The 22,418-nt window shown below is 39.3% G+C and carries 19 protein-coding genes; 3 read left to right on the top strand and 16 right to left on the bottom strand.

The annotated features are described in order from the left end of the window. Window positions 1-46 precede the first annotated feature (46 nt). Entirely contained in the window at window positions 47-667 is a 621-nt protein-coding gene (locus HMPREF1477_RS06520) for a hypothetical protein (RefSeq protein WP_016476290.1), read from the bottom strand. 98 nt (window positions 668-765) lie between these two features. Continuing rightward, complete coding sequence (locus HMPREF1477_RS06515) at window positions 766-1,986, bottom strand: hypothetical protein (RefSeq protein ID WP_016476289.1); 1,221 nt, start codon at window positions 1,984-1,986, stop codon at window positions 766-768. Between the two features lie 204 nt (window positions 1,987-2,190). Between HMPREF1477_RS06515 and HMPREF1477_RS06510 the strand changes: the two genes are divergently transcribed. Continuing rightward, a complete protein-coding gene (locus HMPREF1477_RS06510; protein WP_016475598.1) occupies window positions 2,191-3,120 on the top strand; it encodes an IS481 family transposase in 930 nt (309 codons plus the stop codon). 382 nt (window positions 3,121-3,502) lie between these two features. On the opposite strand, the gene HMPREF1477_RS06505 is transcribed toward HMPREF1477_RS06510, so the two are convergent. The 6 genes from HMPREF1477_RS06505 to HMPREF1477_RS06480 all read right to left on the bottom strand — a co-directional run bounded on the left by HMPREF1477_RS06505 (window position 3,503) and on the right by HMPREF1477_RS06480 (window position 7,553). Then, entirely contained in the window at window positions 3,503-3,748 is a 246-nt protein-coding gene (locus tag HMPREF1477_RS06505) for a hypothetical protein (protein WP_071600942.1), read from the bottom strand. 126 nt (window positions 3,749-3,874) lie between these two features. Next, window positions 3,875-4,432: a hypothetical protein gene (locus HMPREF1477_RS06500; protein WP_232197169.1), complete on the bottom strand. Its 558-nt coding sequence runs from the start codon at window positions 4,430-4,432 to the stop codon at window positions 3,875-3,877. A gap of 5 nt (window positions 4,433-4,437) precedes the next feature. Then, the gene (locus HMPREF1477_RS06495; protein ID WP_009660627.1) at window positions 4,438-5,004 is read right to left on the bottom strand and encodes a hypothetical protein; all 567 of its coding nucleotides are present in this window, start codon (window positions 5,002-5,004) and stop codon (window positions 4,438-4,440) included. Window positions 5,005-5,482: 478 nt separating this feature from the next. Then, complete coding sequence (locus HMPREF1477_RS06490) at window positions 5,483-6,079, bottom strand: hypothetical protein (protein WP_232197167.1); 597 nt, start codon at window positions 6,077-6,079, stop codon at window positions 5,483-5,485. Between the two features lie 147 nt (window positions 6,080-6,226). After that, window positions 6,227-6,934 carry a nicotinamide mononucleotide transporter family protein gene (locus tag HMPREF1477_RS06485; protein WP_016476284.1) on the bottom strand — a complete coding sequence of 236 codons (708 nt, stop codon included), beginning with the start codon at window positions 6,932-6,934 and terminating at the stop codon, window positions 6,227-6,229. 274 nt (window positions 6,935-7,208) lie between these two features. Continuing rightward, window positions 7,209-7,553: a hypothetical protein gene (locus HMPREF1477_RS06480; RefSeq protein ID WP_016476283.1), complete on the bottom strand. Its 345-nt coding sequence runs from the start codon at window positions 7,551-7,553 to the stop codon at window positions 7,209-7,211. Window positions 7,554-8,168: 615 nt separating this feature from the next. Here HMPREF1477_RS06480 and HMPREF1477_RS06475 point away from each other — a divergent pair. Both HMPREF1477_RS06475 and HMPREF1477_RS06470 read left to right on the top strand, forming a co-directional pair. Then, a complete protein-coding gene (locus HMPREF1477_RS06475) occupies window positions 8,169-10,037 on the top strand; it encodes a hypothetical protein (protein ID WP_016476281.1) in 1,869 nt (622 codons plus the stop codon). An 80-nt stretch (window positions 10,038-10,117) separates the two neighbouring features. Further along, entirely contained in the window at window positions 10,118-11,356 is a 1,239-nt protein-coding gene (locus tag HMPREF1477_RS06470) for a zinc-ribbon domain-containing protein (RefSeq protein WP_016476280.1), read from the top strand. 108 nt (window positions 11,357-11,464) lie between these two features. On the opposite strand, the gene HMPREF1477_RS06465 is transcribed toward HMPREF1477_RS06470, so the two are convergent. The 8 genes from HMPREF1477_RS06465 to gyrA form a co-directional block, all read right to left on the bottom strand. Next, window positions 11,465-11,668, bottom strand: coding sequence for a hypothetical protein (locus HMPREF1477_RS06465; RefSeq protein ID WP_016476279.1), 204 nt, complete (start codon window positions 11,666-11,668; stop codon window positions 11,465-11,467). Between the two features lie 10 nt (window positions 11,669-11,678). Next, complete coding sequence (locus HMPREF1477_RS06460) at window positions 11,679-13,157, bottom strand: PD-(D/E)XK nuclease family protein (RefSeq protein ID WP_016476278.1); 1,479 nt, start codon at window positions 13,155-13,157, stop codon at window positions 11,679-11,681. A 396-nt stretch (window positions 13,158-13,553) separates the two neighbouring features. Then, window positions 13,554-14,984, bottom strand: coding sequence for a [FeFe] hydrogenase, group A (locus tag HMPREF1477_RS06455; RefSeq protein WP_016476277.1), 1,431 nt, complete (start codon window positions 14,982-14,984; stop codon window positions 13,554-13,556). Window positions 14,985-15,130: 146 nt separating this feature from the next. Further along, entirely contained in the window at window positions 15,131-16,552 is a 1,422-nt protein-coding gene (locus HMPREF1477_RS06450; RefSeq protein WP_016476276.1) for an ATP-binding protein, read from the bottom strand. A gap of 192 nt (window positions 16,553-16,744) precedes the next feature. Beyond that, window positions 16,745-17,137 carry a hypothetical protein gene (locus tag HMPREF1477_RS06445; protein ID WP_005381651.1) on the bottom strand — a complete coding sequence of 131 codons (393 nt, stop codon included), beginning with the start codon at window positions 17,135-17,137 and terminating at the stop codon, window positions 16,745-16,747. A 46-nt stretch (window positions 17,138-17,183) separates the two neighbouring features. Then, window positions 17,184-18,260: a Fic family protein gene (locus tag HMPREF1477_RS06440; protein WP_016476275.1), complete on the bottom strand. Its 1,077-nt coding sequence runs from the start codon at window positions 18,258-18,260 to the stop codon at window positions 17,184-17,186. Window positions 18,261-18,966: 706 nt separating this feature from the next. Further along, window positions 18,967-19,338, bottom strand: coding sequence for a hypothetical protein (locus HMPREF1477_RS06435; RefSeq protein ID WP_009660658.1), 372 nt, complete (start codon window positions 19,336-19,338; stop codon window positions 18,967-18,969). 226 nt (window positions 19,339-19,564) lie between these two features. After that, window positions 19,565-22,030: a DNA gyrase subunit A gene (gene gyrA, locus HMPREF1477_RS06430; RefSeq protein ID WP_016476274.1), complete on the bottom strand. Its 2,466-nt coding sequence runs from the start codon at window positions 22,028-22,030 to the stop codon at window positions 19,565-19,567. Between the last annotated feature and the right edge of the window lie 388 nt (window positions 22,031-22,418).

The following is a 22,418-nucleotide window of genomic DNA, read 5'->3' as shown; positions in this document are numbered from 1 at the left end:
TTAGTTTTATGTAGCTATTTCAAATTACCTAATATAACGCGTATTCTTATTTTGCCTTACCTTGTTTTTCATGTTGTTCTACAAGGGCAAGGAATTCTTTAAAGTTGTTGATTTTAACGGCTTGCCATGTGCCATCATCAAGTTTTTTCATAGCAAGGTTAAACGTTACGTCTTGGTTAAGTTCTTTAGAGTTAAATGTAACAGGCACAACGGCGCTATTACCATCAACAGTGGCAGAACCAATGCTTTTGAACTCAAGATCTTTAATACCTGTTTTTTCTTTCATGTCATCAGCGGCTTGTTTTTCGCGAGCATTTTGGTCTGAACTTTCAGGTTGCTTTGCAATGGCACTGTAAATTTCATTACTCAAAATAGGCACAATCTTAGGTTTCAAACCTTGGAACATCACCTCAGCAAGGCCTTTAAGCGGATTATTCTTAATTTCAGGGTCTTCCAATTGCATAGCTACAACATCATCATAGCCTGAACCGATGATAGAATCTACATCAACATGTTTTTTGAAAGCATTCACATCGTGTTTTTCTACGGCTTCACGAGCAAGATTCAAGGAATACACAGGGGTTTTCGTGAAGTACAAGAAATACCAACCTAGAGCAATAGCCACAATGGCTACAAGTACGGCAATGATAATCTTCTTTTTAGACATAAGGGTCTCCTCTCATACGGACACAATAGTATGTAACTTACTTTCAATTTTACACTAAAACTCTCTTAAAATTTACAAACTATATACACACAACTGTATTACATCTTTTCTCGACTTTGCATGCGGATTACTTTATTCCTCAATGTTTCAATATTTGCAAAGTCAGAATATTCTACTGTATTACGCAGCTGAATATGAGAATATGGCACAGCCCCGTCGGTATAAACTAAACTCATAATGTATATATTCTTGTCATCGCGTAAGAATCGATACATTAAAGATTTTTTACCTGGTTGATAGTTATCTACCAAAAGACTAGGCACACCATTATTCCAAACAGATGCTGACTGAATAGGTGCATCACCTATAATTTGACTTTCTGGCTTTACCTCCGAAATTTCATTAATAAAAGAGTAAATATATTTATCATCTACTTTTACAGGTTCCTTGGCCACAACAAGTTGCATCCCCAATCCACGATAGTCCCTTATTTTAGCAGAGTCCTTTAATGACTTCTGTGCTGTTAGTTTAAGCCCTTTAGGAATGCGATACATGAGATTATCCCAGCTGATACTTTCACTATAATGATCCAAGTCATCTAAAGAACGAATCGATGGAATTACATAATTACTCATAACGCGCTCGATCTTATTGGTAACAGGCTGATTTTTGTAGCTAAGGCCTATCATATATTCTTGATTTGGTTGATTATCTAAACCAACTACAGCAACCATAGCAGGCGTATTCTCACCAAAAGATTCTGTATCAATAGCCCATTTACCATGTGAAATACCAGGATATATGAACTCCCCTTTTCGCTCTGATTTTAGTTTACCTAATGCATCATCATAATTTGGTTTCGTACCGATCGCAAAAAATATGGAATTCTCTCTTACAATAGATAAACGTTCACCATCACTGCGTTTTGGGTAATATTTACTTACTAATAGTAGTCCAGGGACAGATGCTCGGATGTTATTACGATCATCATGCAACAACACAACTGCAGTCTCATTAACAATTAAATCTATCAGCTTTTCAGAATCGCTTGCTATCTGATTGACTTCATCTCGTGTTAGTCCCCAGTCAGTTATATACATTTCCATACGCTTCTTAGATTCAGAATGTAACTTTATAACATCACTAGCCCCTACATTACTCAAGCTATCGGCCCGATAATTCTCATACGCATTAGCAGGAATGCTCGCATCTGCCCCTGGCATAGGCGGCTGTCCGGCTGGTACTTCGATCTGTACAGCACTTACATTTATGGTGAAAGCAGTTGCTAGTAACATCATAATTATACTTTTACGTAACATAAACCCTTCTCTTTTTCTCTCACATTACAACAAAATAAGCACAACCTTGTTAGCATAAGTATACTATGCAAACAAGACTTTGCCTATTATTAATAATTTTGTAAGAGTATAATACATTTGTGACAAGTGAATAAAAAATGAGAAGGAACTCTGTTATAATGAAGTTGCTTAATCCAAACATTACAACAAAAGGAGTTCCTTCTCATGCATTCTATTATAACTGAAGAATTAAGATTTCGTAAACGAGTATGTGAATATGCTATAAAGTATGGAAATAATGCTGAAGCTGCACGTCGCTATCATACTAGTAGACAACAAGTACAACGTTGGGTGAAGCGTTTCGACGGGACTATTGATTCACTTCGATTGTATAGTCGTAAACCACATTCTCATCCTAATCAACACACTGAGGAAGAACTAGCACTTATCAAGCGTATGCATTCTAAGTTTAAACATGAAGGGCTGTCTCAAGTATATGTTGAGGCAAAAAAGCGTGGTTATAAACGCTCATATGGCTCTATGTGCCGACAAATCAGGTGTCATATTAAAGAGAAAAAGGTTGTTAAATCTGTTCCTAAAAGCAAGTGGAAACCGGATATAATAACATATCCAGGAGAAAAGGTTCAGATTGATATAAAATACGTACCTCGCGAGAGTTTAGCCTTTTCAACACAAGGAAAATCTTACTATCAACTTACAGCTATTGATGAGTTTTCTAGAAAGAGAATTCTAAAAATTATAGATGAAAAAAGTGTTACTAATACAAGTCGCTTCTTATTAAATTTAGAAGCCAAAATGGGATTTCCTATTCATACAATACAAACAGATAATGGTCGTGAATTTACAAACTATGGAGTAAAAGATCGAGAGTGTTTATTTGATATTGTATTAAAAAGATTAGGAATAGAGCATAAAACGACAAGACCATTTTCTCCGTGGCAGAATGGAAAGGTAGAGCGCAGTCATCGAATTGATAGTGAAAGATTTTATTCTCGTAAGTTTAATAGTATGGAGAGTTTTCTAAAAGCACATAGTCGATATGCTAATAGATATAATAACATTGCACAAAAAGTCTTAAACTTTAAATCACCAAACCAAGTTATAACAGAGTACTTTATGAATCAAAAGGCATAAGTATTTGTCACAAATGTTTGATTACTCTAGACAAGACTTTGCCTATTATTAATAATTTTATATTTTAGTATGTATAAGTTTTGTGTATAGTAGAAATGAAGGGCTATTTGTCTTTTGTGAGACAAACAAGAGCTATTAATGCCCCAAAGGCAATAACGACAGTTATTACCTGTAATAAGAGCATGATTATTTCATAAACACTCATAGGCTTATCCCTCCCTTCGATGACGAAGAGAGGCCCAACCTCGTCTAACTATCCTAAGCCTATTATAGAACGAACTAATATACGATGGATCAAGGAAGTAATAAGAGAAATATATGGATAAATATATAAGAAACGCCCGTCTTAAGACGGGCTTTTTAGTATTCATAGGATAGTGATTTATTTATATTTTTGTAGTACCCGGTCCGCAAATTGAACGGCTAGTCCAAGGTAGTTATGAGGATCTAGCATATAGTCGATTTCGTCTTCTGTGAAAGCTTCAGTAAATTCTGGCTCAGCCATCAAAGCATCTTTCATTTGGGCTTCTTCTTCATAGGCTTTCATGCATGTACGGTAAACGATGGAATGCGCAGTCATACGGCCGAAGCGAGGTGCCAAATACATCATAATACATTCACTCATCATTAAGCATCGTAGAGGAACCAACTTTCCCAATGAAGAACGGTTCTTCTAACTCAAGGATTTCTGTCCGTTGTAAGCTTAAAATTTCATGTCTCGTAAGATAACTGTACTTGCCATAATAAGCGCCTCCTATTTCGCAACTACATCATCAAATTGTACGCCATATACACGTTCATACAGACGGTTTGCCAAGAGATATCCTGCAAAGCCAAAGTCTACAGGGGCCGTTGCCATCCGTCTATCTCGTGCTTCGCTTTGTGTATCATATCGGTTTCCATCTATATGATACTCTTTAAAATCAGTAATACTAGATGAAACTCCTGCATTCTTTTGTTTAGACAACCATAGATCTTTATACGATGCTAATTGATGGGCATCCAATTTCTTAATTAAATTGGCAAAGGACTGCTTTGTATTAAAAGTGTAAAGAACTTGTTTTTCCTGAATTATATCTCCAGCAGGCATGAGCACATACTGTGTGAGGGCAATTTGCTTAGTTCCATTCAGTCCGTTAGAGGCCTTGATGGAGTCCTTATCTATAAAGGTGCCATCACCATTACCACTTTCACCAAAGCCATGAATCATTTCAAAGCGACTCGTGTTTTGTAATTCCTGCATGGACATGCTATGCGCGGGCACCACACAAGACAGCGCCACCGCCATTGCCATATATAGTACTTTCATCATAGGCCTCATTTCACCACCACATCCTCAAAATGCATACGATACGCTTCATAGAATAATGTATCTGCTATATCATAGCGTGTTGTATTAGGCGCCATGCGCACAATAGCACGAGTCGAGGCTTTCACCTGAACCGGCAGGGACTGTCCGTCAAAAGAGAATTTCCCCAATGGTTCCTCAGTGCCCGTCATACCGGTTTTCGTCTGTGCCGCATCAATAACTGTCGTCAACGAAGCACCCGCTTGTTTCGCGCGATATACCTGACTTGCCAGTGACAAACGAGTATCATAGGATACAATCCAGGAATCACTATAAATAACATTTTTCCGCGGCGATTGGTACGCATTATATACCGTGGCTTTAATTTTATACATAGGTGGCGCATACTCTAATACCTCTATGGATTTCGTATCTAAATACCATGTAGTATGCTCATCTGCATTAGGACCATCAGGCGTTACCTCATAAATCACCTTAAACTGCGGTGATGACTTGAGTTCCTGTATCGATATAGCTTGGCTAGGTATGGTGAAAGCTAGCGCTACTGCTAACATTATAAAAATACGTTTTAACATAAAACACTCCTCTTAGAGATTATAGTTAGAAACACTATACCTCACTCGCTCATTCATCTTAATTTGACGATATATCATAACCTTATTATAATATAAGAAGATAGCTAGACGAGTCGTAACGTCAGGCTCATCTCGAAAATTAATTTACTTAGGAAATGGCCTTTTCGTTTATCTAGCTACCAAGCGGTAACGGAGGGCTATTTGCTTTTTGTAAGGCAAATAAGCGCTATCAGTGCTCCAAAAGCGATAACAACAGTCATCACCTGTAATAGAAGCATAATGATTTCATAATCACTCATAGGCTTACCCCTCCCTTCAATAACGAAGAGAGGCCCAACCTCGTCTAACTATCTTAGGCTTATTATATAGCAAACAAACATACGAAACAATAAGCATCGTATTATACCGATTTATAGATAAACCTCTACCTAAAAATTCTAGGTAGAGGTTTCTTTTCATATCTACATTATACTATTCACTATAGTAAATAAGGTAGTAAGTTATATTCTTTTACATCACTCAATACATTACTATTTCCATGTCGATCACGTTGGTACCGAATCAATACGACTCGATTTGTATACTTATTGAACACAAAAGATAAGCCTTCATTGTGATAACCTACGTATTCGCCCACATAGTACCCTGTATATGTATCATAACCATGGTAGATGTCGCCATATGGCTCTGCCGGACGGCCCCATTCAGTATCCTCAAGAAGCGGTCCATAAAGAGATTCCACTTCACTACGCGTCATACCTACCATGGCCCCTTTATTGGTAGCATATCCTGATTTTGTAATATATATCATACTTGGTGGTGTGCTATAATCCCATAATGAAATAATAACTGATTGGTCCGCAGAGATGTACATATCATGACTAGAATAACGATGATCTGCTAGCCATAAAGAATAATGGTAATGATTCAAATAAGAGTACATATCCGAATTAGATTCTAATCCGGCTAAAACACCTGCATCATCAGTTTTGGCAAACGCAGTTTGCCCTATACAACTAAGGATAAGAATAGAGCTTAATAAGAGTTTTACAAGCAAATGTTTCAATAGAATCACCTCTTAGACATAACCATCAATGCTAATCCCCAATCTATGCACCTCATCAAGCTTTTATTTTATAAACATTATAGCCTGTCTATACATAAAATAGCCAGTACCTCATTGTCGAGATACTGGCTATAAATCTAAATACAAACAAAATGTTTATTTCGCTTCTTTATCATTCCAAACTAGCAATGCACCAATGGCATTAAGAATATAAAATACATATTTACCAACATTGGCAAAATTTCCTTGAGTGAATGCTTTTAGAAGCTGAACGATATTATAGACCATCCAAAATGGCCATTGCGTATTTAATTTTAGAGCGTTAAATAGATTAGCGATGAGAGATAAGGCAAATACAATCGTTGTAAGAATCGATAAGAAATTAATATGCCCGCTAAACCCTATAAAGTTAGCTATAATAGAAAAAATAAAAGCCATCACGGTAATCATAGATCCTACCCTTCGTTTTTGTGATGGACTCATCGTATTAGGAATCCCATCATGCGATGCTTTCCATTTTTTTATAGCAAATGTATAAATAATAAAGGTAACAGGATACGTAATAATCGCTGCTTTATTGCCAAGAATAAAATCAATTACACCTGATAACACAGTATTAACAATGCCAAGATAGTTACCCCATTTGTTCAATTGACCAGTAAATCGTGTAGACAACATAGAAATACCAACATTGATAACAGAAATAAGGCCAAATGGAACTAACGCAGTCCATGGTCCCCAATCTACAAATTTCTCAAGTCGAGAATTAAGATACCCTGCAGAAATTGCAATGCCAACTACGAGTACCACACCGATTAAATCGAACCATCTTGATGTAGCAAATTGTTTTAAATACTGTTTCATATATATCGCCTTTCTACATAACATGTTTTAAACTGTTTTAACACAACACAAATTTCAATGCAATAGCCAATTTATATAATCCATAGATATAGCCAGTACCTCTCTTCAAAGATACTGGCTATTTTCATGCATATATACTATTCAAACAATATTATTTAATGGAATACATAACTCATCCAAGATACCAGTGCCTTCTTGTACTCTTCAATGGTAAAAAATTTCGGTGTATAATTTGTTAACCACTCGGTTAATGTAGGTTGTATCGCCTCTGGGTCTACGGCAATTGGTAAGTCTCAGAGGTTACCATGTTTGCCTTCAAAGTAGCGCCATTTATCTTGGGCAAAGAAAACAAGAACGCATTGCAACACGCCTCAAAGGACTTGCCCATTTCCACACACACGGCCTTGACGAACGCTCGAATCCACTGCCGTTCCAGCTCAACATGAGGACCATTGACAACCACATCGTCTTGCTCCTCATCATAAAATGGGATGATCCTGCCTGTATTAAAATCCAAGCCAAGCAAAAACGTCGTCGTTTCCTTCCCCTCTATCGGCGGGAACAAGGACGACCGAATCGTATTAAATACACCTGTTGTACTAATCGTAACGTGACGCATAGTACCTCCTATATAACAAACTATATACTAAAACTCCATATATCATCTATATTTGACGATGAATGAAATCGCCGTTATAATAAAAGAAGATAGTCAGACGAGTGGATACGTCAGGCTCATCTCTAAATTACATAAACATGTAGAAATGGCCTTTCAGTTATCAAATTATCAAAGATAACGAAGGGCTATTTGTCTTTTCCTAGGCAAATAAGCGCTATCAACGCTCCAAAGGCGATGACTACGGTCATCACCTGTAATAGGAGCATAATGATTTCATAATCACTCATAGGCTTACCCCTCCCTTCAAAAACGAAGAGAGACCCAACCTCGTCTAACTATCTTAGGCTCATTATATAGCAAACAAACATGCGATACAATAAGCATCGTATTATAGAGATTTATAAATGAAAACTCTACCTTAGGAGATCTAGGGTAGAGTTTTTTGTGTTTATAGTATATCTACATTACTCCGTATATCAACTCTGTTTTTTTAACTATATACAATAAATAGTAAGTGATATCAAAGCGTTCACATAAACGATTTTCCGAAAGGTTGTTGTATGATACTATATAAAATATGAAGGTTTTATGAATGTATAAGGGAAGGGTTACGTAATGGCTACTAATAAATTTACTTATAAAAATCATCAGGCACCTACACTGTTTGACGGCTTACAAAATGCCTCTAAAGAGGAGTTGTCCTATTTAATCGCGTTGCTTCGCCAGCAAACGATGAAGAATATTTTCTCAGATAAATTCAATAACACTGTAACTACGGGGAAAAAAGCTTTCAACTCGGTTATGAGTTTCTTTGGAAAAACTAATAAAACCAATGATGATATCGACCGTGAAAGTAAAGAAAATCATCAAGATATCAACAATAAAATTAAAGAAGAGATTCGCGCATTACAAAGTTATTCTCAAGAGCAACTCTATACATTATTTATTGATGAGGTTCGCGAGGAGTTAGATATACCAGATAGCAGTCTAGCCCTATTATCTAATAAAATCATTGCAAGTGCCGCTAAAACAGATTCTTCCATTAATGAAGAGTTAACTGTCGAGCAAAAGGCGGATATTATTTACCAAAAAACACTGCAATCCATCATTTCTAGCCTAGAAAAACAAAGTGATGAAGAGCGCAATGAAATGATTCGTCAACTCGATATAGAGCTCGATAGTTTATCATCTGACCGAAAAGAGTTAATAAAACAATCCTTACAAACGGATCATCTAAGTGGTGAGGTCTTGCGTAATAGTTTCTTAAAATCTGGCATAGGTATTGGTTCACTTATCACCGTCGGTAGTTCCTTTGGGGCTTACATCGCTATCAATACAATCATCCATGCCATATTTACGAGTTTCCTAGGCATCACCCTTCCCTTTGCCGTCTATACCGGCGTGGCCAAAGGTGTTTCTATCATTGCAGGACCGATTGGTTGGTGCGCATTGGGTGGCTATTCTATTTACTCCTTCATTAAAACCTCTGGAAAATTAACATCTGCCATGATGTCTGTTGTTGTATTCATCGCTATGACGATTTATGGTAAAAGCTTCTCCGTCGACGAAAATGGAGCGCCTTTATGGATTACCAGTGATTCCATTGAATATCAAGAGTATCAAAATAACCAATACCGAATTATCCAATTAAATGATAAGGTAAAAATTCTTTCCAAAGATTTAACGCTTTCACAAGAAAAAGCTCAAAAAATAGAAGCGGCTAAGCAAAAGCTGGAAAAGGAATTACAAAAACAACAAGCAAATCCAAGTCATACAGACCAACATGTTGTGGATGATTTAAAAGAGCAGATTAAAGTAATGTCGCAACAGCTAAATACGGTACAAGAAAATCGAAAACATATAGAAAAGCAATATCAAGCACAAATTAAAGAGTCCGATGCACTTAAAGCCCGTAATAAAGAATTAAAAGCACAAAATAAATCATTACAAGAGGAATCTACTTATTACCAAAAATGTAGCTATGAATTCGAAGAGAAAAATAAATCGCTCCAACAACGGATGACGGACCAAGAAAATCAATCGGCACAAAAAATCCATGAGCTAGAAACGCAGCTACAATTGATGGCGGAAGATGAAAAAGCATATGAAAACGATCCAAAGCGTCTAAATGATGCTAAGGATTTACAAGAAATTTACGAAAAATTTGAACTAGAGAAACAGTTCTTGGCAGATTATACAAGTGTTAATAAAAGAGTGCGTAAAAATATTATGGTAATGCTTACCCGCCTATACGTAACCGATGATCCAACACAAATTGATGCCATTCATAATAGTAAAATCAATTCATTAGGATTCCCTATTTATCATATGGAAACCGCTGATGGATATCGATTATATTATGCGTATTCAAAAACAAGTGCCAAACCAATTCACATTCTTTGTCACTGCATAAAATCAAAAGAAGCAGTCTATTTCAATAAGATGAAAAATTCAGAAACATTTAAGAAAAAATTCCGAAACTAAATCACTTGAAGCACTATGATTTATAGGGTTAAAATTAAAATATATTCTTATCATATACAAAACAAGCCAAGGAGAGAATCATGATTTGTCAACATTGCGGTAACCCCTTACCGGAGGGCGCTAAATTTTGCAGTATTTGCGGCCAACCTCAAGCACAATTAACATGTAACAATTGTGGCACCCCATTAGAGCCCAATACATTATTCTGTAGCAATTGTGGAACACCAGTTACTAACACATCAACTGCACCAGAAGCAGTAAGAACTCCACCAACACAAAAGACCAGTCCTGTTTATGACTGGGATCCTTTTGAACTCAATGAATTAGATACACTTACGTTTGTGCTCACCAAGAAATATACTGAATTTCAAGGTCGTGCCAGCCGTAGCGAATTTTTCAGATATAATTTGATGATTTCTCTTTGTCTAACAATCATCCCTATCATAATGGGTATCATTAAATTAGTGTCTAATAATATCATGACTGTTATCGTCTTATATGTCCTACTAGGTATTATCGAATTAGCATTAATACTTCCAGGCTTAGCTATTACCGTCCGCCGTCTACACGATACCAATAAATCTGGTTGGTTCTTCCTTATCAACTTTATTCCTATCGTAGGACCTATTTGGTTCTTAATCTTAATGCTAACCAAAGGTGATACATATACTAATAACTATGGTGAAAAAACCTCCTATATTCAAATCACCCCAGATATCCAGCGACAATATGGACTCCGGCCGTCACCAACCTCTACATCTACCGCGTTGTATATCATTGCCTATGTCGTACTCATAAGCATAAGCATTGGCTTGAGCGCTGCTACTATCGCTACTAGTTTTAATTCCATAAACAATACAACACCTACCCACTATTCTACGAATACTAACAGTAATAATTCATCTGTGAAAGCTACACCTGCCCCACAACCAGCATCAACAAATACACAATCAGTGGCACAAAATAATGCGGTTGAAGAAAGTACAAAAGCGTTGCAGAACTACTATCGCTACCTAACCAATAAAGACTTTGCTAATGCCTACACGTACCTCTCTGATGAACAACGTGCTAGCCTCGGTACCTACGACTACTGGCGCAATGGATATAAATCAACCCTATCCACCACATTACTTTCAACAAAAGCTGTATCCGTCTCACCAGATGCCGTTGTATATAACTATCGCATTGAAAGCAAAGACCTCGTTAACGGCCGCATCAAACATCAAACATTCACCGGCAATGTAACCATGGTAAAAAACAACAATAACTGGATCATCCAAGACCAAGATGGTCAATTAGCTGATTCCTATTACGAATAAAATACATAAACATAAAAGACTCGTATCATTTGCTGTGATACGAGTCTTTTATAATCTATGCTATTACTATCCCTAAAATTATAAATGCTAACTACTATTACTCATACATCATGAGATCTCTACTATTTCACTAATTTCACTAGCAAATAATTCATAACAACCAACATATATCGAGGCCTCATCTGGCTCATTATTTACACCAGAAACAAAAGAGTCCAACTTACCTATTAATGACTCTCCATCAATAAATCTAACCTCTACATATGTTGATTGTATTTCATGATAACGATTATATAACTCTTCCTCTGTCATAAGGTCACCTCTACTTTAGCACCCCTTTACGCACAAGGTCCCATTTCACGTCCTCGATCTCCTGCGTTAATTCTGAATTTAAATCACGCATTAAGGATATAAATTGTGCACGCTTATCCGCATCATTCCAATCAATTAGTATCTTGTTTAATTTAAATTGCAAGAGAATATTTTCATATTGCTTATATAATTTACCTTCAGAGCATATATCCCCAGTATCAGCCTCACTTTTATATAATTCATCAATAGCCCTCACAGTATCAGAAATATTCTTTACTGATAATATGCGATCTTTAATATAGTTATACACACGGGTTTTATATGAGCAGGTATTGCTTTCACCATTATCACCGGCGCCCTTTTCCCACCACGTATAGTAACGTAAACTCAAAACTGGGCCTTCTTTAATTTTATCAATACGCCAAAACATATATGGTTTAACGGTTAAATTGTCCTCATTTGTATTTTGAAAGCCCCAATAATCGGCATCAACAGTTCGGTCTAGAGAACGTGTCCAAAAATGCATCAAAGACCAAGGGGTACCAAAGCTGCTACCATGCTGAATCGTATGAGTATGAGACGCATCGTCTATGCGACCATATACATACAAATCGTCAATATTCTCAACATGTTGTTTCAAGTCGGCCATAAATGGTGCTTCATGATTTGGCTGATTAAATACAGTCTGCAAAAATCTCCGTTGGGCAATCGCAGTATCTTGAATATTAAAACGTATATGCCCATCAATATCCTCATAGTGTTCCCAAAAACAGCTATGCTCTATAGTAGCCCTAATTTTAGAACTCAAATAGTCTACAAAACTCATTAAAATTGGATTATTCCACTCACGACAAGACAGTAACAAGGATAAGAACTCTGGCCCATCCACATAGGTATTAACCTTTGGATCCTTCTCCAGTTCTCGAACCGTATTCCAGTCATCATCATTGAACCAATCCGTCTTCAAATACGCCGTATGAATCGTATACTTTGACAAATCCAATTCTCCCGGTTCATCTCGTAACGCCCATCGAATACTATTCACCGCGCCCCAGCAAGCAGTCTCATCACGTTTTTGCTGTTGTTCCTTTTTATCATCTGAAAGATATTGATATATATCCAATCCATTGTATTGATTCGATCCAAATGTTTTTGAAAGCAAGTATTTATATCGATTGATCTGATTACCGTGCTCCTGTGATGATGTTTTATCTTCAATAATTAAAGCTACTTGTAATTCTGGAACCAATACAAGCACATCAATATTAAGTAACTGCCTAAAAATATATATCTGGTTAACACCAGATACATCATAAGCCCCGTTCAACAAACGAGATAAAAATTGAGACCCAAACTGCCGCCCACTTTCATTATCATCACGAACAGGCATATTAATCCAATTCAAACACCAACAAATAAAAGCATCCTGCGACAACTCATTCGTTGCAAAATTAAAAATATTATTCTCCACAATCCGTTCATCAATCATATTCCGTATCCCCGATATAATACAAACAACTACCCTAACCAAACCCGGTACATAAAACTCGATCAATTTATAATAACAATACCATCCTTAAGACAAGTATACAATCACATACGTGTAAATTACTTACCATAAATGAAAAACAATGCCCTCACAGTACCTCTATGCAAACGCAGACAGAGTAAGCCCCCATGGTATTCTAAAACCGACTTATCGGCTGGCTACGCCAGCCGTCAAGGCCGTGGAGGTTTTTCTCTCTTCTCCAGAAACAATGCCCCTACATCACCTCCGTACAAACGTACATAGAGAAAGACCCTATCGGCCCCTCAAAACGACTTCGGGCTCCGCGTAAGCGCAGTAGCGTGTCGGCTTTGAGGGGCTGATAGGGTCTAACTATAACTACCCTTTGTACTTAGGTGATGTAGGGCATGTTTCAGGCACCACGTCTTTGCGATCCCCTAGTTGTGCACTACGGTCTGTATAGTGTGTATGAAGTAGTTCGTGTGCTTTATGTCCTAGTGGTTCGCCCAAGAAGTTTTTGTATAGGTCTTGGATTTCTGGGTTTTCATAGGATGCCACATATTTATATTCTTCATCAGCTTTGTAAAGTCCGCCAATACGGGCTTCTTTTGTTTTCACAGCTTGTGGTAATTTAGTGCGTGGTTGACCACCGCCACCGATACAACCGCCTGGGCAAGCCATAACTTCGATAAAGTCATAGTGTTTGCCGTTTTCTTTCAAAGCGTTGAGGAAATCACGGGTATTTTTGCCGCCGTGTACAACAGCAACAGACAATGTTACGTCATCGCCAAGTTGTACGGTCGCTTCTTTTACGCCGTTCATACCGCGAACGTCTTCAAGGTGAGTCAATGCATATGGAGGTGGCTCTTTATCAGTGATGAGCTTGTACGCTGTACGCATAGCCGCTTCCATAACGCCGCCCGTATTACCAAAGATGATGGACGCACCAGTTTCCATACCGATTAAATCATCGAATTGAGAATCTTCTAGGCTTTCAAAATCAACACCTTCGTCGTTGAGCCAACGAATGAATTCGCGTGTAGTAATAGAAATATCCGTATCCATGCCGAGGCTTTCATCATCATAATAACGAGCCGCCGCATTTTCCTCAACACGCTTAGTTTCGGCCTTCTTCGCCGTACAAGGGTTAACACTGACGGACACGATGTTCGCCGGATTGATGCCCTTTTTCTCAGCAAAGTACGTCTTAATCATGGCCGCTTCCATGGCGATGCAAGAACGGGTGCTGGACAAATTCGGAATGAGTTCAGGGAAATAAATTTCCGCAAAGCGCACCCACGCAGGGCAGCAGGATGTGAATTGAGGGATAGTACCGCCATTTTTCAAGCGGTCCACGAGCTCGGACGCTTCTTCCATGATGGTCAAGTCCGCGCCAAAGTTCGTATCAACTACGTAATCAGCACCGAGTTTGCGAAGAGCACTTACCATTTTGCCTTCTAAGAATGTGCCTGGTTCAAAGCCGAATCCTTCACCGATGGACACGCGCACAGCCGGCGCCGTTTGGATAACGACAATCTTGTCTGGGTCGGCAATGGCCGCTTTCACCTTATCAAGCTCGGATTTCGCATGCATGGAATCGAATGGACAGGCAGCCGCACATTGACCGCAGTGGATGCACACCGGCACATCGCCAGTCGCCTCGAGGTCGTAATAATCGAGCACGCTCATCACATCGGCGCAAGCACGACGGCACAAGGTGCAATTCTTACACTTCGAAATATCGTGGTAAATGGACGGGTTGTCGAGCGCGATTGGCACGCGTTTGTCGATAAATTCAAATTGGGACATGAGGACCTCCTCGTTCTGTATAATCATACCTATTGTGAAAGTTTTAATTTCTCCTATATTACTAGCATAACAAATAAGGAGGCCATCAATCAACGTACTAGGCTAGTAGGAATTGAAAGATTATTGGACTTCATAAACAGGAAACTTTAAAGTTCATACATCATCGGTACATCGATGAGCTCTACCCGTTCATCGTCTGAGACAAATCCAAACCCTCGTTTGCTAAATAGCCAATAGTATGGTTCACCGTGCAATACACGGGCTTTTTCCATGAGTGATATCAGCACATCTTGGCCAACCGGTTCATTTTTCCATTTGCACTCGCCCACTAATAAATGACGTACAGGCCGTGCATTGGGATCTGCTTGTATGTCCGCCATGGCCACTAAATCGATTTCAACTTGCTTTTTCGTTGCACTATCCGTGCCCCACCAATGACCTATTTGTTGTGGCAAGAACGGAACTGAGCCTCGGTGAATGCGCGCCTGTACATATTGTGCTGCCATCGTTTCAAATACGGGTCCCATGAAATGTGAAAGCATAGGTTTAACGTATTGATGGTATACAAGTTTGCCATTAAAGTTTTCAATGGCCCCTTGGTTCGGTTCTACAAAACGATACCAAAAGGTATACATAGAATCTTTAATGGTATAAATACTTTTATTAGACTTAGATTCAACAGGATGTATTTTTTCGATGATCTGTAAATCAATAAGGCTTTTTAGATAATTATTCAATGCCCCCGTCGTCATATCTACCTTAGTAGCAATTTCGTTATTACGGCTGGCTCCCTTAGCGATAGCACTAAGGATTGCATTATACTGACGCGGCTCTCGTAATTCCTGCTTTAACAGACTCGACGGTTCATCCACAAGACGTCCTGTAGGTGTGAAAAACAAGGAGATAATGCTTTCATCAAGAGAATTCTCTTCCCTAAAATATGATAAATATTCAGCCACACCACCGGTAAGACCAAAGGCGATAGCACTATCCTCATAGGAAAGATGAGGTACCATTTGACGGGCCTCGATATACGTAAACGGTTTAATTTTATACTGCGCCGTGCGGCGACCATACAAAGGGCTCTTATGGCCTAGCACCTGATTTTCCATAAAACTCATGGACGAACCGCACAAGATGAGCATTAACTGAGACCGATTTTTATACGCATCAATCAAGGCCTGCAGCTCAGACGAAACGGACGAAATCGATTCCGCCAAGTACGGATATTCATCGATAATAAATATACAACGATGGTCTAAGCTATACTCAAATAAATGGGTCAACGCCGCCGTGATCGTTGGAAAATTCGGTAATGTGGACTGTAATTTACCGGTTTCAATCATCCCCGTTGCACGATATACGGCCTGTGAAAGGGCCTCTAAATTGTTACTGGCACCAGACTCAAGGCCCACCATATACGCACCATCATGAGACGCCAAAAAGTGGTGCAACAAATACGTCTTACCCACGCGACGGCGTCCATACACAATAGCCAATTCAAAACGTTTTGAATTATATTGCGCTTCCAGAGAAGCTAATTCATGTTCACGGCCTACAAATACCATATCGCACCTCCTCGTTAATCTAAATTACGCTATGCAACAAATATCCTATCTATATCTTCTTTAGTATAACACGATATAGTATATTACGATATACTATATTACGTTATACTAAATTGCAAAACAAAATACAGACCTCATCTAAACGCACAAAAAAGCAGCTCTTTCGAGCTGCTTTGTCGTATAAGGTGTATATTATTTTTTACCTTGTTTTGCTTGTTGTGGCCATAAGAAGTTGTAAACTGCTTCGGATGGGGAACCGGCAACAACTGGACGATCTTTGCCATCAACTTTATCTTCACGTTCTGCGTAACCTTGTGGGTTATATAATACAACCTTTTGGTCTTTTACAGTTTTCTTTTTGTGGTTGAATTCTTCAGTTGCGATGAAGTGGTAACCTTCAGAGTCTTGAGCTTTGATCATTACAGTTGCAGTTTTATCGCTTTTTTGAACGCTATCTTGATCGATAGACCAAGTAATACCTGCACTATCTTGACCAAATACTTGCCAGTTAACAGCACTAGCAGAACCGAAACCGAATGCGCAAATTGCAGCAGCAGCTAAACATGTACCTAGTAATTTTTTCATATATTTCACCTCGTATAAAATCAAATTTAATTTATTATACCATATATTAAATGTATTTTGCGTGAAAGCTAATTTTTTGCGATACTTTTACGTAAAATGTACTTCGTCCTACACCATGTCGCTCAATAAAGCCATCTTCTACAAGTTCTTTCAAGGCTTTTTCAACTGTAGATACAGCTATATCTGGTTGTTTCTCAAGAATTCCAGATTTCGTAATCTTACCAATAGTGGTACTAATTATGATTTTAATACGATCCTTTGCAGATAACGACGTAGTCAGCAGTTCAATACGGCTTTCAAAATCACGATAGGCCGCCAAAATAACGCGAAGCATGTATTTGACAAAAGGGACTATATCCTCATCGCCTGTGTGCCAACCTGTGCCGGATTGAGCTAACGTCGCATAATAACTGTCCTTTGTACGCTCGATTTTTTGCTCTAAACTAATGAACTTACCTATCATGTACCCATTTTGGTACAAGAGCAACGTCGTCAGCAATCGGCTCATACGCCCATTGCCGTCATTGAAAGGATGAATACACAAAAAATCGTGTATAAATACAGGAATCACAAGCAATGGATCCACCGATTTATCTTGAAGAACCGCATTAATACTATGGCAAATGTCATCTATAGCAGCCGGCGTTTCATATGGTGCCAAGGGCTTAAAGCGCTCCACATCAGAACCATCTGCAAGCCGCTCAATAATCAAATTCTGCACATTCTTAAACTGTCCGCCAATCCCCTTATGGGAATACGCATACAAATCACGATGCAACTGCAGTACAATTTGCCTTGTCAAATCGATATACTCGTAATTTTCGTGTACCGTATTCAACACATCGCGATACCCCATAATCTCTTCCTCATCCCGATTACGGGGCGTCGTCTTATCCGCCACCAACGACCGAATCCGAGCCTTCGTCGTCACAATCCCTTCAATCCGGTTCGACGACTCCACACTCTGCACCTTCGCAATATCTACCAACCGCGCTACACTACTAGGCCGCTGAGACACAAACAAATCCTGCCGCCCCTTATACTCGTGAATCTGTGAAAGTAACGACACAACCTCACCATCCCACAGACAATCCTCGAGCCGCCGATAATCAAAACTACGCATACCACACCACCTTTCCCCTAAGCGAACATTTCTCCCCTAATTTTAATACAATTTAGGCGATAAATAAATAAAAATATATCTTCCTTCTCCGGCCCTTTGTAGAAAATAATACTAATATAGAATAAAAGAAACCTCGCTCTGAATATGTTGCTAGGGTAGGCTGGGAAATGGATGGTGTCTAAAAACCGACTTTACCCTCACTGTGGATTTCGATTCTAGAAATCTTACGTTCAGGACTAAGTGATGTGTGGCTCCCATGCGTCGCTCCGCTCCTCTGTTAGCTCACACCCTACTTATGTCCCTGCAAAGGCCGTAGGCCGAAGTCAGACCCGGCCGGTATCCTCCCTTTTCCGGCCCTTTGTGGAAAATAATTTTGTAGATAAAAAGAACTCAATTCTCTGAATTTGTGTAAATGATAGATTATGAAAAGGGATTGATAGGTTCGAAAAAACGACTTTGCCTACTCTCGTCCCTCGGCCCTTTGGGTAAATAAAATTTATGTGGAATAAAAAATGCTTATTTTTCTGATTTTGTATTCATTATATAGAAAAAGGAGTGGTAGGGCTCGAAAACCGACTTTGGCCCTGCGAAGGCCGCAGGCCGGAGTCAGACCCGGCCGGTGGAGGTTTTCGAGCCCTGCCACTCCTATCACGCTATATAAGAATGCTAATATTCAGAAAAATAAGCATATACATTCTACTAAATTTTATTTTCCCCAAAGGGCCTGCATTACTTCTGCCCCTATTGTATCTTTCTCAATTTTCACAGGTTTTTGTTTTTCATTACTGCTCAACAAAGGTACGCCAGATTGGCTATACACGGTTGCGTTGACTTCTGTCCATGTGCTATCTGGGCGGTTAATTTCAACGGTGTAGATATAGGTATAACCCTCTACATTGTTGGCTTTCACCAAGATACGAGCCATAGAATCTGTTTTAAACACAGATGAGTTGTCGATAAACCATGCGGAATCGTCTGTATCCGCATCAACGTAATACCAATCAGCAGCATTAGCTACGCCAAAGCCACCGAAAAATATGCATCCTGCTGCCATAATGGCCGCTAACCATTTTTTCATCATTCTCTCCTATTCAATCCTTTATTCATTTAACTATATATGGGCATGCTTGTAGTTCGGCCCCTACACAATAGCAGGGCCTAAGATACAGGACAAATGCACATCCTGTATAACACGAGTGGCGACCACTTAGGTGATCGCCAATTGTGCATATCTATGTTAGATATAGTATATTTTCGTTACTTTGTATATAGAGTACAAATAAATCTATATGACATGTACGATATTAATCTTCGCTTTCGATTTCAGATGCAGGGATTACCGCAATACTAGCTACCTTATCACCTTCGTCGAGATTTTGTGTTTTCACACCAGAAATGGCTTTGCCTTTTTTCACAGCAATGTCATTCATGTTAAAGCGAATAATTTTGCCTTGTTCGGAAATGAGCATCACTTCGTCATCATTGTGAACGACTTCAACGGCTACTACATCGCCGGTTTTGTCGTTAATGCGGAAGTTCTTTGTACCGATGCCGCCGCGTTTTTGTACATTGTACGCATCCGCTTCGTTGCGTTTACCATAACCCTCTTCGGAAATGGTGAACACTTGTGCTTCGCTTTCATCAGAATCAAGAACACCAGCGCCTACAACAACGTCGCCAGTTTTCAACTTGATACCACGAACGCCATGAGCCGCGCGTTTCATGAGACGAACGTCTTCTTCATTGCAACGGATGGCCATGCCAAGTTTCGTACCAATCAAGATATCTTGGTTGCCTGTCGTTACGATAACACAAATCAAGCGGTCCCCTTCGTCAAGATTAATCGCATTGAGGCCGGAACGACGGATATTGCGGTACTCTTCGATAGCCGTACGTTTCACAACACCGAACTCAGTAACCATGAATAAGTTTACATTTTCATGGATGCGTTCGAGGTCGATCATAGTCGTAACGGATTCGCCTACCGCAAGTGGCAATACATTAACCATAGCGGTACCACGAGAGTTACGGGAACCTGCTTCTGGCACTTCGTATGCTTTGAGGCGATAGGTACGGCCAGTGGACGTGAAGAACAACAATGTATTATGCGTACGAACATGCATAATTTGCGTTACATAATCGTCTTCCTTCGTCTTCATGCCGATAACGCCAGCGCCGCCTTTATGTTGGTTGCGATATACGTTCGCGTTCATGCGTTTGATATAACCTTGTTTCGTCAAGGTAATAACCATTTCTTCGTCAGCGATGAGGTCTTCTACATCAAGGTCGGACGTGTCGATTGTGATTTCAGAACGACGAGGGTCGCCGTATTTCTTCTTCATATCTTCTAGTTCGTCTTTGATGATTTGACGTTGACGCGCTTCGCTAGCCAAGATAGCTTTCAAATCTTCGATCAATGCCAACAATTCCTTGTATTCTTCTTCGATTTTTTCGCGTTCCAAGCCTGTTAAACGGCGTAGACGCATATCGAGGATGGCAACCGCTTGTTTTTCTGAAAGCCCGAATTTTTGCATCAATGCGTTACGTGCAATTTCGTCAGTTTGGGAACTGCGAATTGTAGCGATAACTTCATCGATGTGGTCGAGGGCGATCAACAAGCCTTCCAAGATGTGAGCACGCGCTTCTGCTTTGTTAAGCTCGAATTGAGTACGGCGTACGATAACATCGAGGCGATGATCTAAGTAGTAACCCAATACTTCTTTCAAATTCAATACGCGAGGATGACCATCCACGAGGGCTAGCATAATCACGCCAAAAGATTCTTGAAGTTGAGTGTGTTTATATAATTTGTTAAGAACGATATCTGGTTGCACGTCAGCGCGCAATTCGATAACGATGCGCATACCTTGACGGTCAGATTCGTCGCGAAGTGCTGTGATGCCATCAATTACCTTGTCACGGCTCAAGTTTGCAATCGTTTCGATAACGCGAGCCTTGTTAACTTGGTATGGGATCTCAGTCACTACGATTTTATGCTTGCCCTTCGCCATTTCTTCAATGGTTGCACGAGCGCGCATTTTTACGCTGCCACGACCTGTGGAGTACGCTTTTTTAATGCCTTCCCGGCCCAAAATGAGCGCCCCAGTTGGGAAGTCCGGACCTTTGATTTGCGTCATCAATTCATCCACAGTTACATCTGGATTATCGATGAGCATTTCAAGGCCATTACAAACCTCATTAAGGTTGTGCGGCGGAATATTGGTCGCCATCCCTACGGCGATACCGCTGGAACCATTGATGAGAAGATTTGGGATCTTCGCTGGCAATACGGTCGGTTCTTGCAAGCTTTCATCATAGTTCGGCATGAAATCAACAGTTTCCTTGTCGATATCAGCGAGCATTTCTTGCGTAATTTTCGCCATACGTACTTCGGTATAACGCATCGCCGCGGCACTATCGCCGTCGATGGAACCAAAGTTACCGTGGCCGTCTACCAAGAGGTAGCGCGTATTGAAATCCTGCGCTAAACGAACCGTTGCGTCATAAACGGAACTATCACCATGTGGATGATATTTACCGAGTACGTCACCGACGATACGAGCGGATTTCTTGTACGGTTTATTTGGCGTCATGCCTGTTTCGTGCATCGCGTACAAAATACGACGATGTACTGGTTTCAAGCCATCGCGCACATCTGGAAGAGCACGCATTACGATTACGGACATCGCATAATCGATATAGGCGTTCTTCATTTCTTTATCAATCTGAACGGGATGAATATTCCCATGGGACCATTGTTGGTCTGCCACAATCTCACCTCATTTTACTAACACTGATTACAATTCATCATATTATTATAGCATTTTTGTGGGTTTAGCGCTATTGTTATAAGGATTTTTAGTGAAAGCCTACTTTAATTCTTACAGATTTTATTTCACATATATATATTTAGGGATTATAATCCCAATTCCACACAATTTTAATAAGTTTAAGGATTACAATCCCAATTCACCAATATTTTTATCCGTTTAGGGATTATAATCCCTAAACACAATTATGAATATAAATCTAATATCCGACTATGAATTGAATACCTGCACTATAGTAATTACCTATTTAAAAATCTATCTATCCTTGTTACAATAATTTTGTTTTTATTCATTATTCTATATTCTATGGACTTTTATAAATAGAATG

It is taken from the genome of Veillonella sp. HPA0037, assembly GCF_000411535.1.
GTDB classification, from domain to species: Bacteria; Bacillota; Negativicutes; order Veillonellales; family Veillonellaceae; genus Veillonella; species Veillonella atypica.
The sequence above is the reverse complement of the archived record's forward strand: the minus strand, read 5'-3'. Positions and strand labels throughout refer to the sequence as shown.

Coding starts and splice junctions, on each gene's coding strand:
- HMPREF1477_RS06520 (WP_016476290.1), bottom strand. CDS start 667: ATGTCTAAAAAGAAGATTATCATTGCCGTACTTGTAGCCATTGTGGCT.
- HMPREF1477_RS06515 (WP_016476289.1), bottom strand. CDS start 1,986: ATGTTACGTAAAAGTATAATTATGATGTTACTAGCAACTGCTTTCACC.
- HMPREF1477_RS06510 (WP_016475598.1), top strand. CDS start 2,191: ATGCATTCTATTATAACTGAAGAATTAAGATTTCGTAAACGAGTATGT.
- HMPREF1477_RS06505 (WP_071600942.1), bottom strand. CDS start 3,748: ATGATGAGTGAATGTATTATGATGTATTTGGCACCTCGCTTCGGCCGT.
- HMPREF1477_RS06500 (WP_232197169.1), bottom strand. CDS start 4,432: ATGATGAAAGTACTATATATGGCAATGGCGGTGGCGCTGTCTTGTGTG.
- HMPREF1477_RS06495 (WP_009660627.1), bottom strand. CDS start 5,004: ATGTTAAAACGTATTTTTATAATGTTAGCAGTAGCGCTAGCTTTCACC.
- HMPREF1477_RS06485 (WP_016476284.1), bottom strand. CDS start 6,934: ATGAAACAGTATTTAAAACAATTTGCTACATCAAGATGGTTCGATTTA.
- HMPREF1477_RS06480 (WP_016476283.1), bottom strand. CDS start 7,553: ATGCGTCACGTTACGATTAGTACAACAGGTGTATTTAATACGATTCGG.
- HMPREF1477_RS06475 (WP_016476281.1), top strand. CDS start 8,169: ATGGCTACTAATAAATTTACTTATAAAAATCATCAGGCACCTACACTG.
- HMPREF1477_RS06470 (WP_016476280.1), top strand. CDS start 10,118: ATGATTTGTCAACATTGCGGTAACCCCTTACCGGAGGGCGCTAAATTT.
- HMPREF1477_RS06465 (WP_016476279.1), bottom strand. CDS start 11,668: ATGACAGAGGAAGAGTTATATAATCGTTATCATGAAATACAATCAACA.
- HMPREF1477_RS06460 (WP_016476278.1), bottom strand. CDS start 13,157: ATGATTGATGAACGGATTGTGGAGAATAATATTTTTAATTTTGCAACG.
- HMPREF1477_RS06455 (WP_016476277.1), bottom strand. CDS start 14,984: ATGTCCCAATTTGAATTTATCGACAAACGCGTGCCAATCGCGCTCGAC.
- HMPREF1477_RS06450 (WP_016476276.1), bottom strand. CDS start 16,552: ATGGTATTTGTAGGCCGTGAACATGAATTAGCTTCTCTGGAAGCGCAA.
- HMPREF1477_RS06445 (WP_005381651.1), bottom strand. CDS start 17,137: ATGAAAAAATTACTAGGTACATGTTTAGCTGCTGCTGCAATTTGCGCA.
- HMPREF1477_RS06440 (WP_016476275.1), bottom strand. CDS start 18,260: ATGCGTAGTTTTGATTATCGGCGGCTCGAGGATTGTCTGTGGGATGGT.
- HMPREF1477_RS06435 (WP_009660658.1), bottom strand. CDS start 19,338: ATGAAAAAATGGTTAGCGGCCATTATGGCAGCAGGATGCATATTTTTC.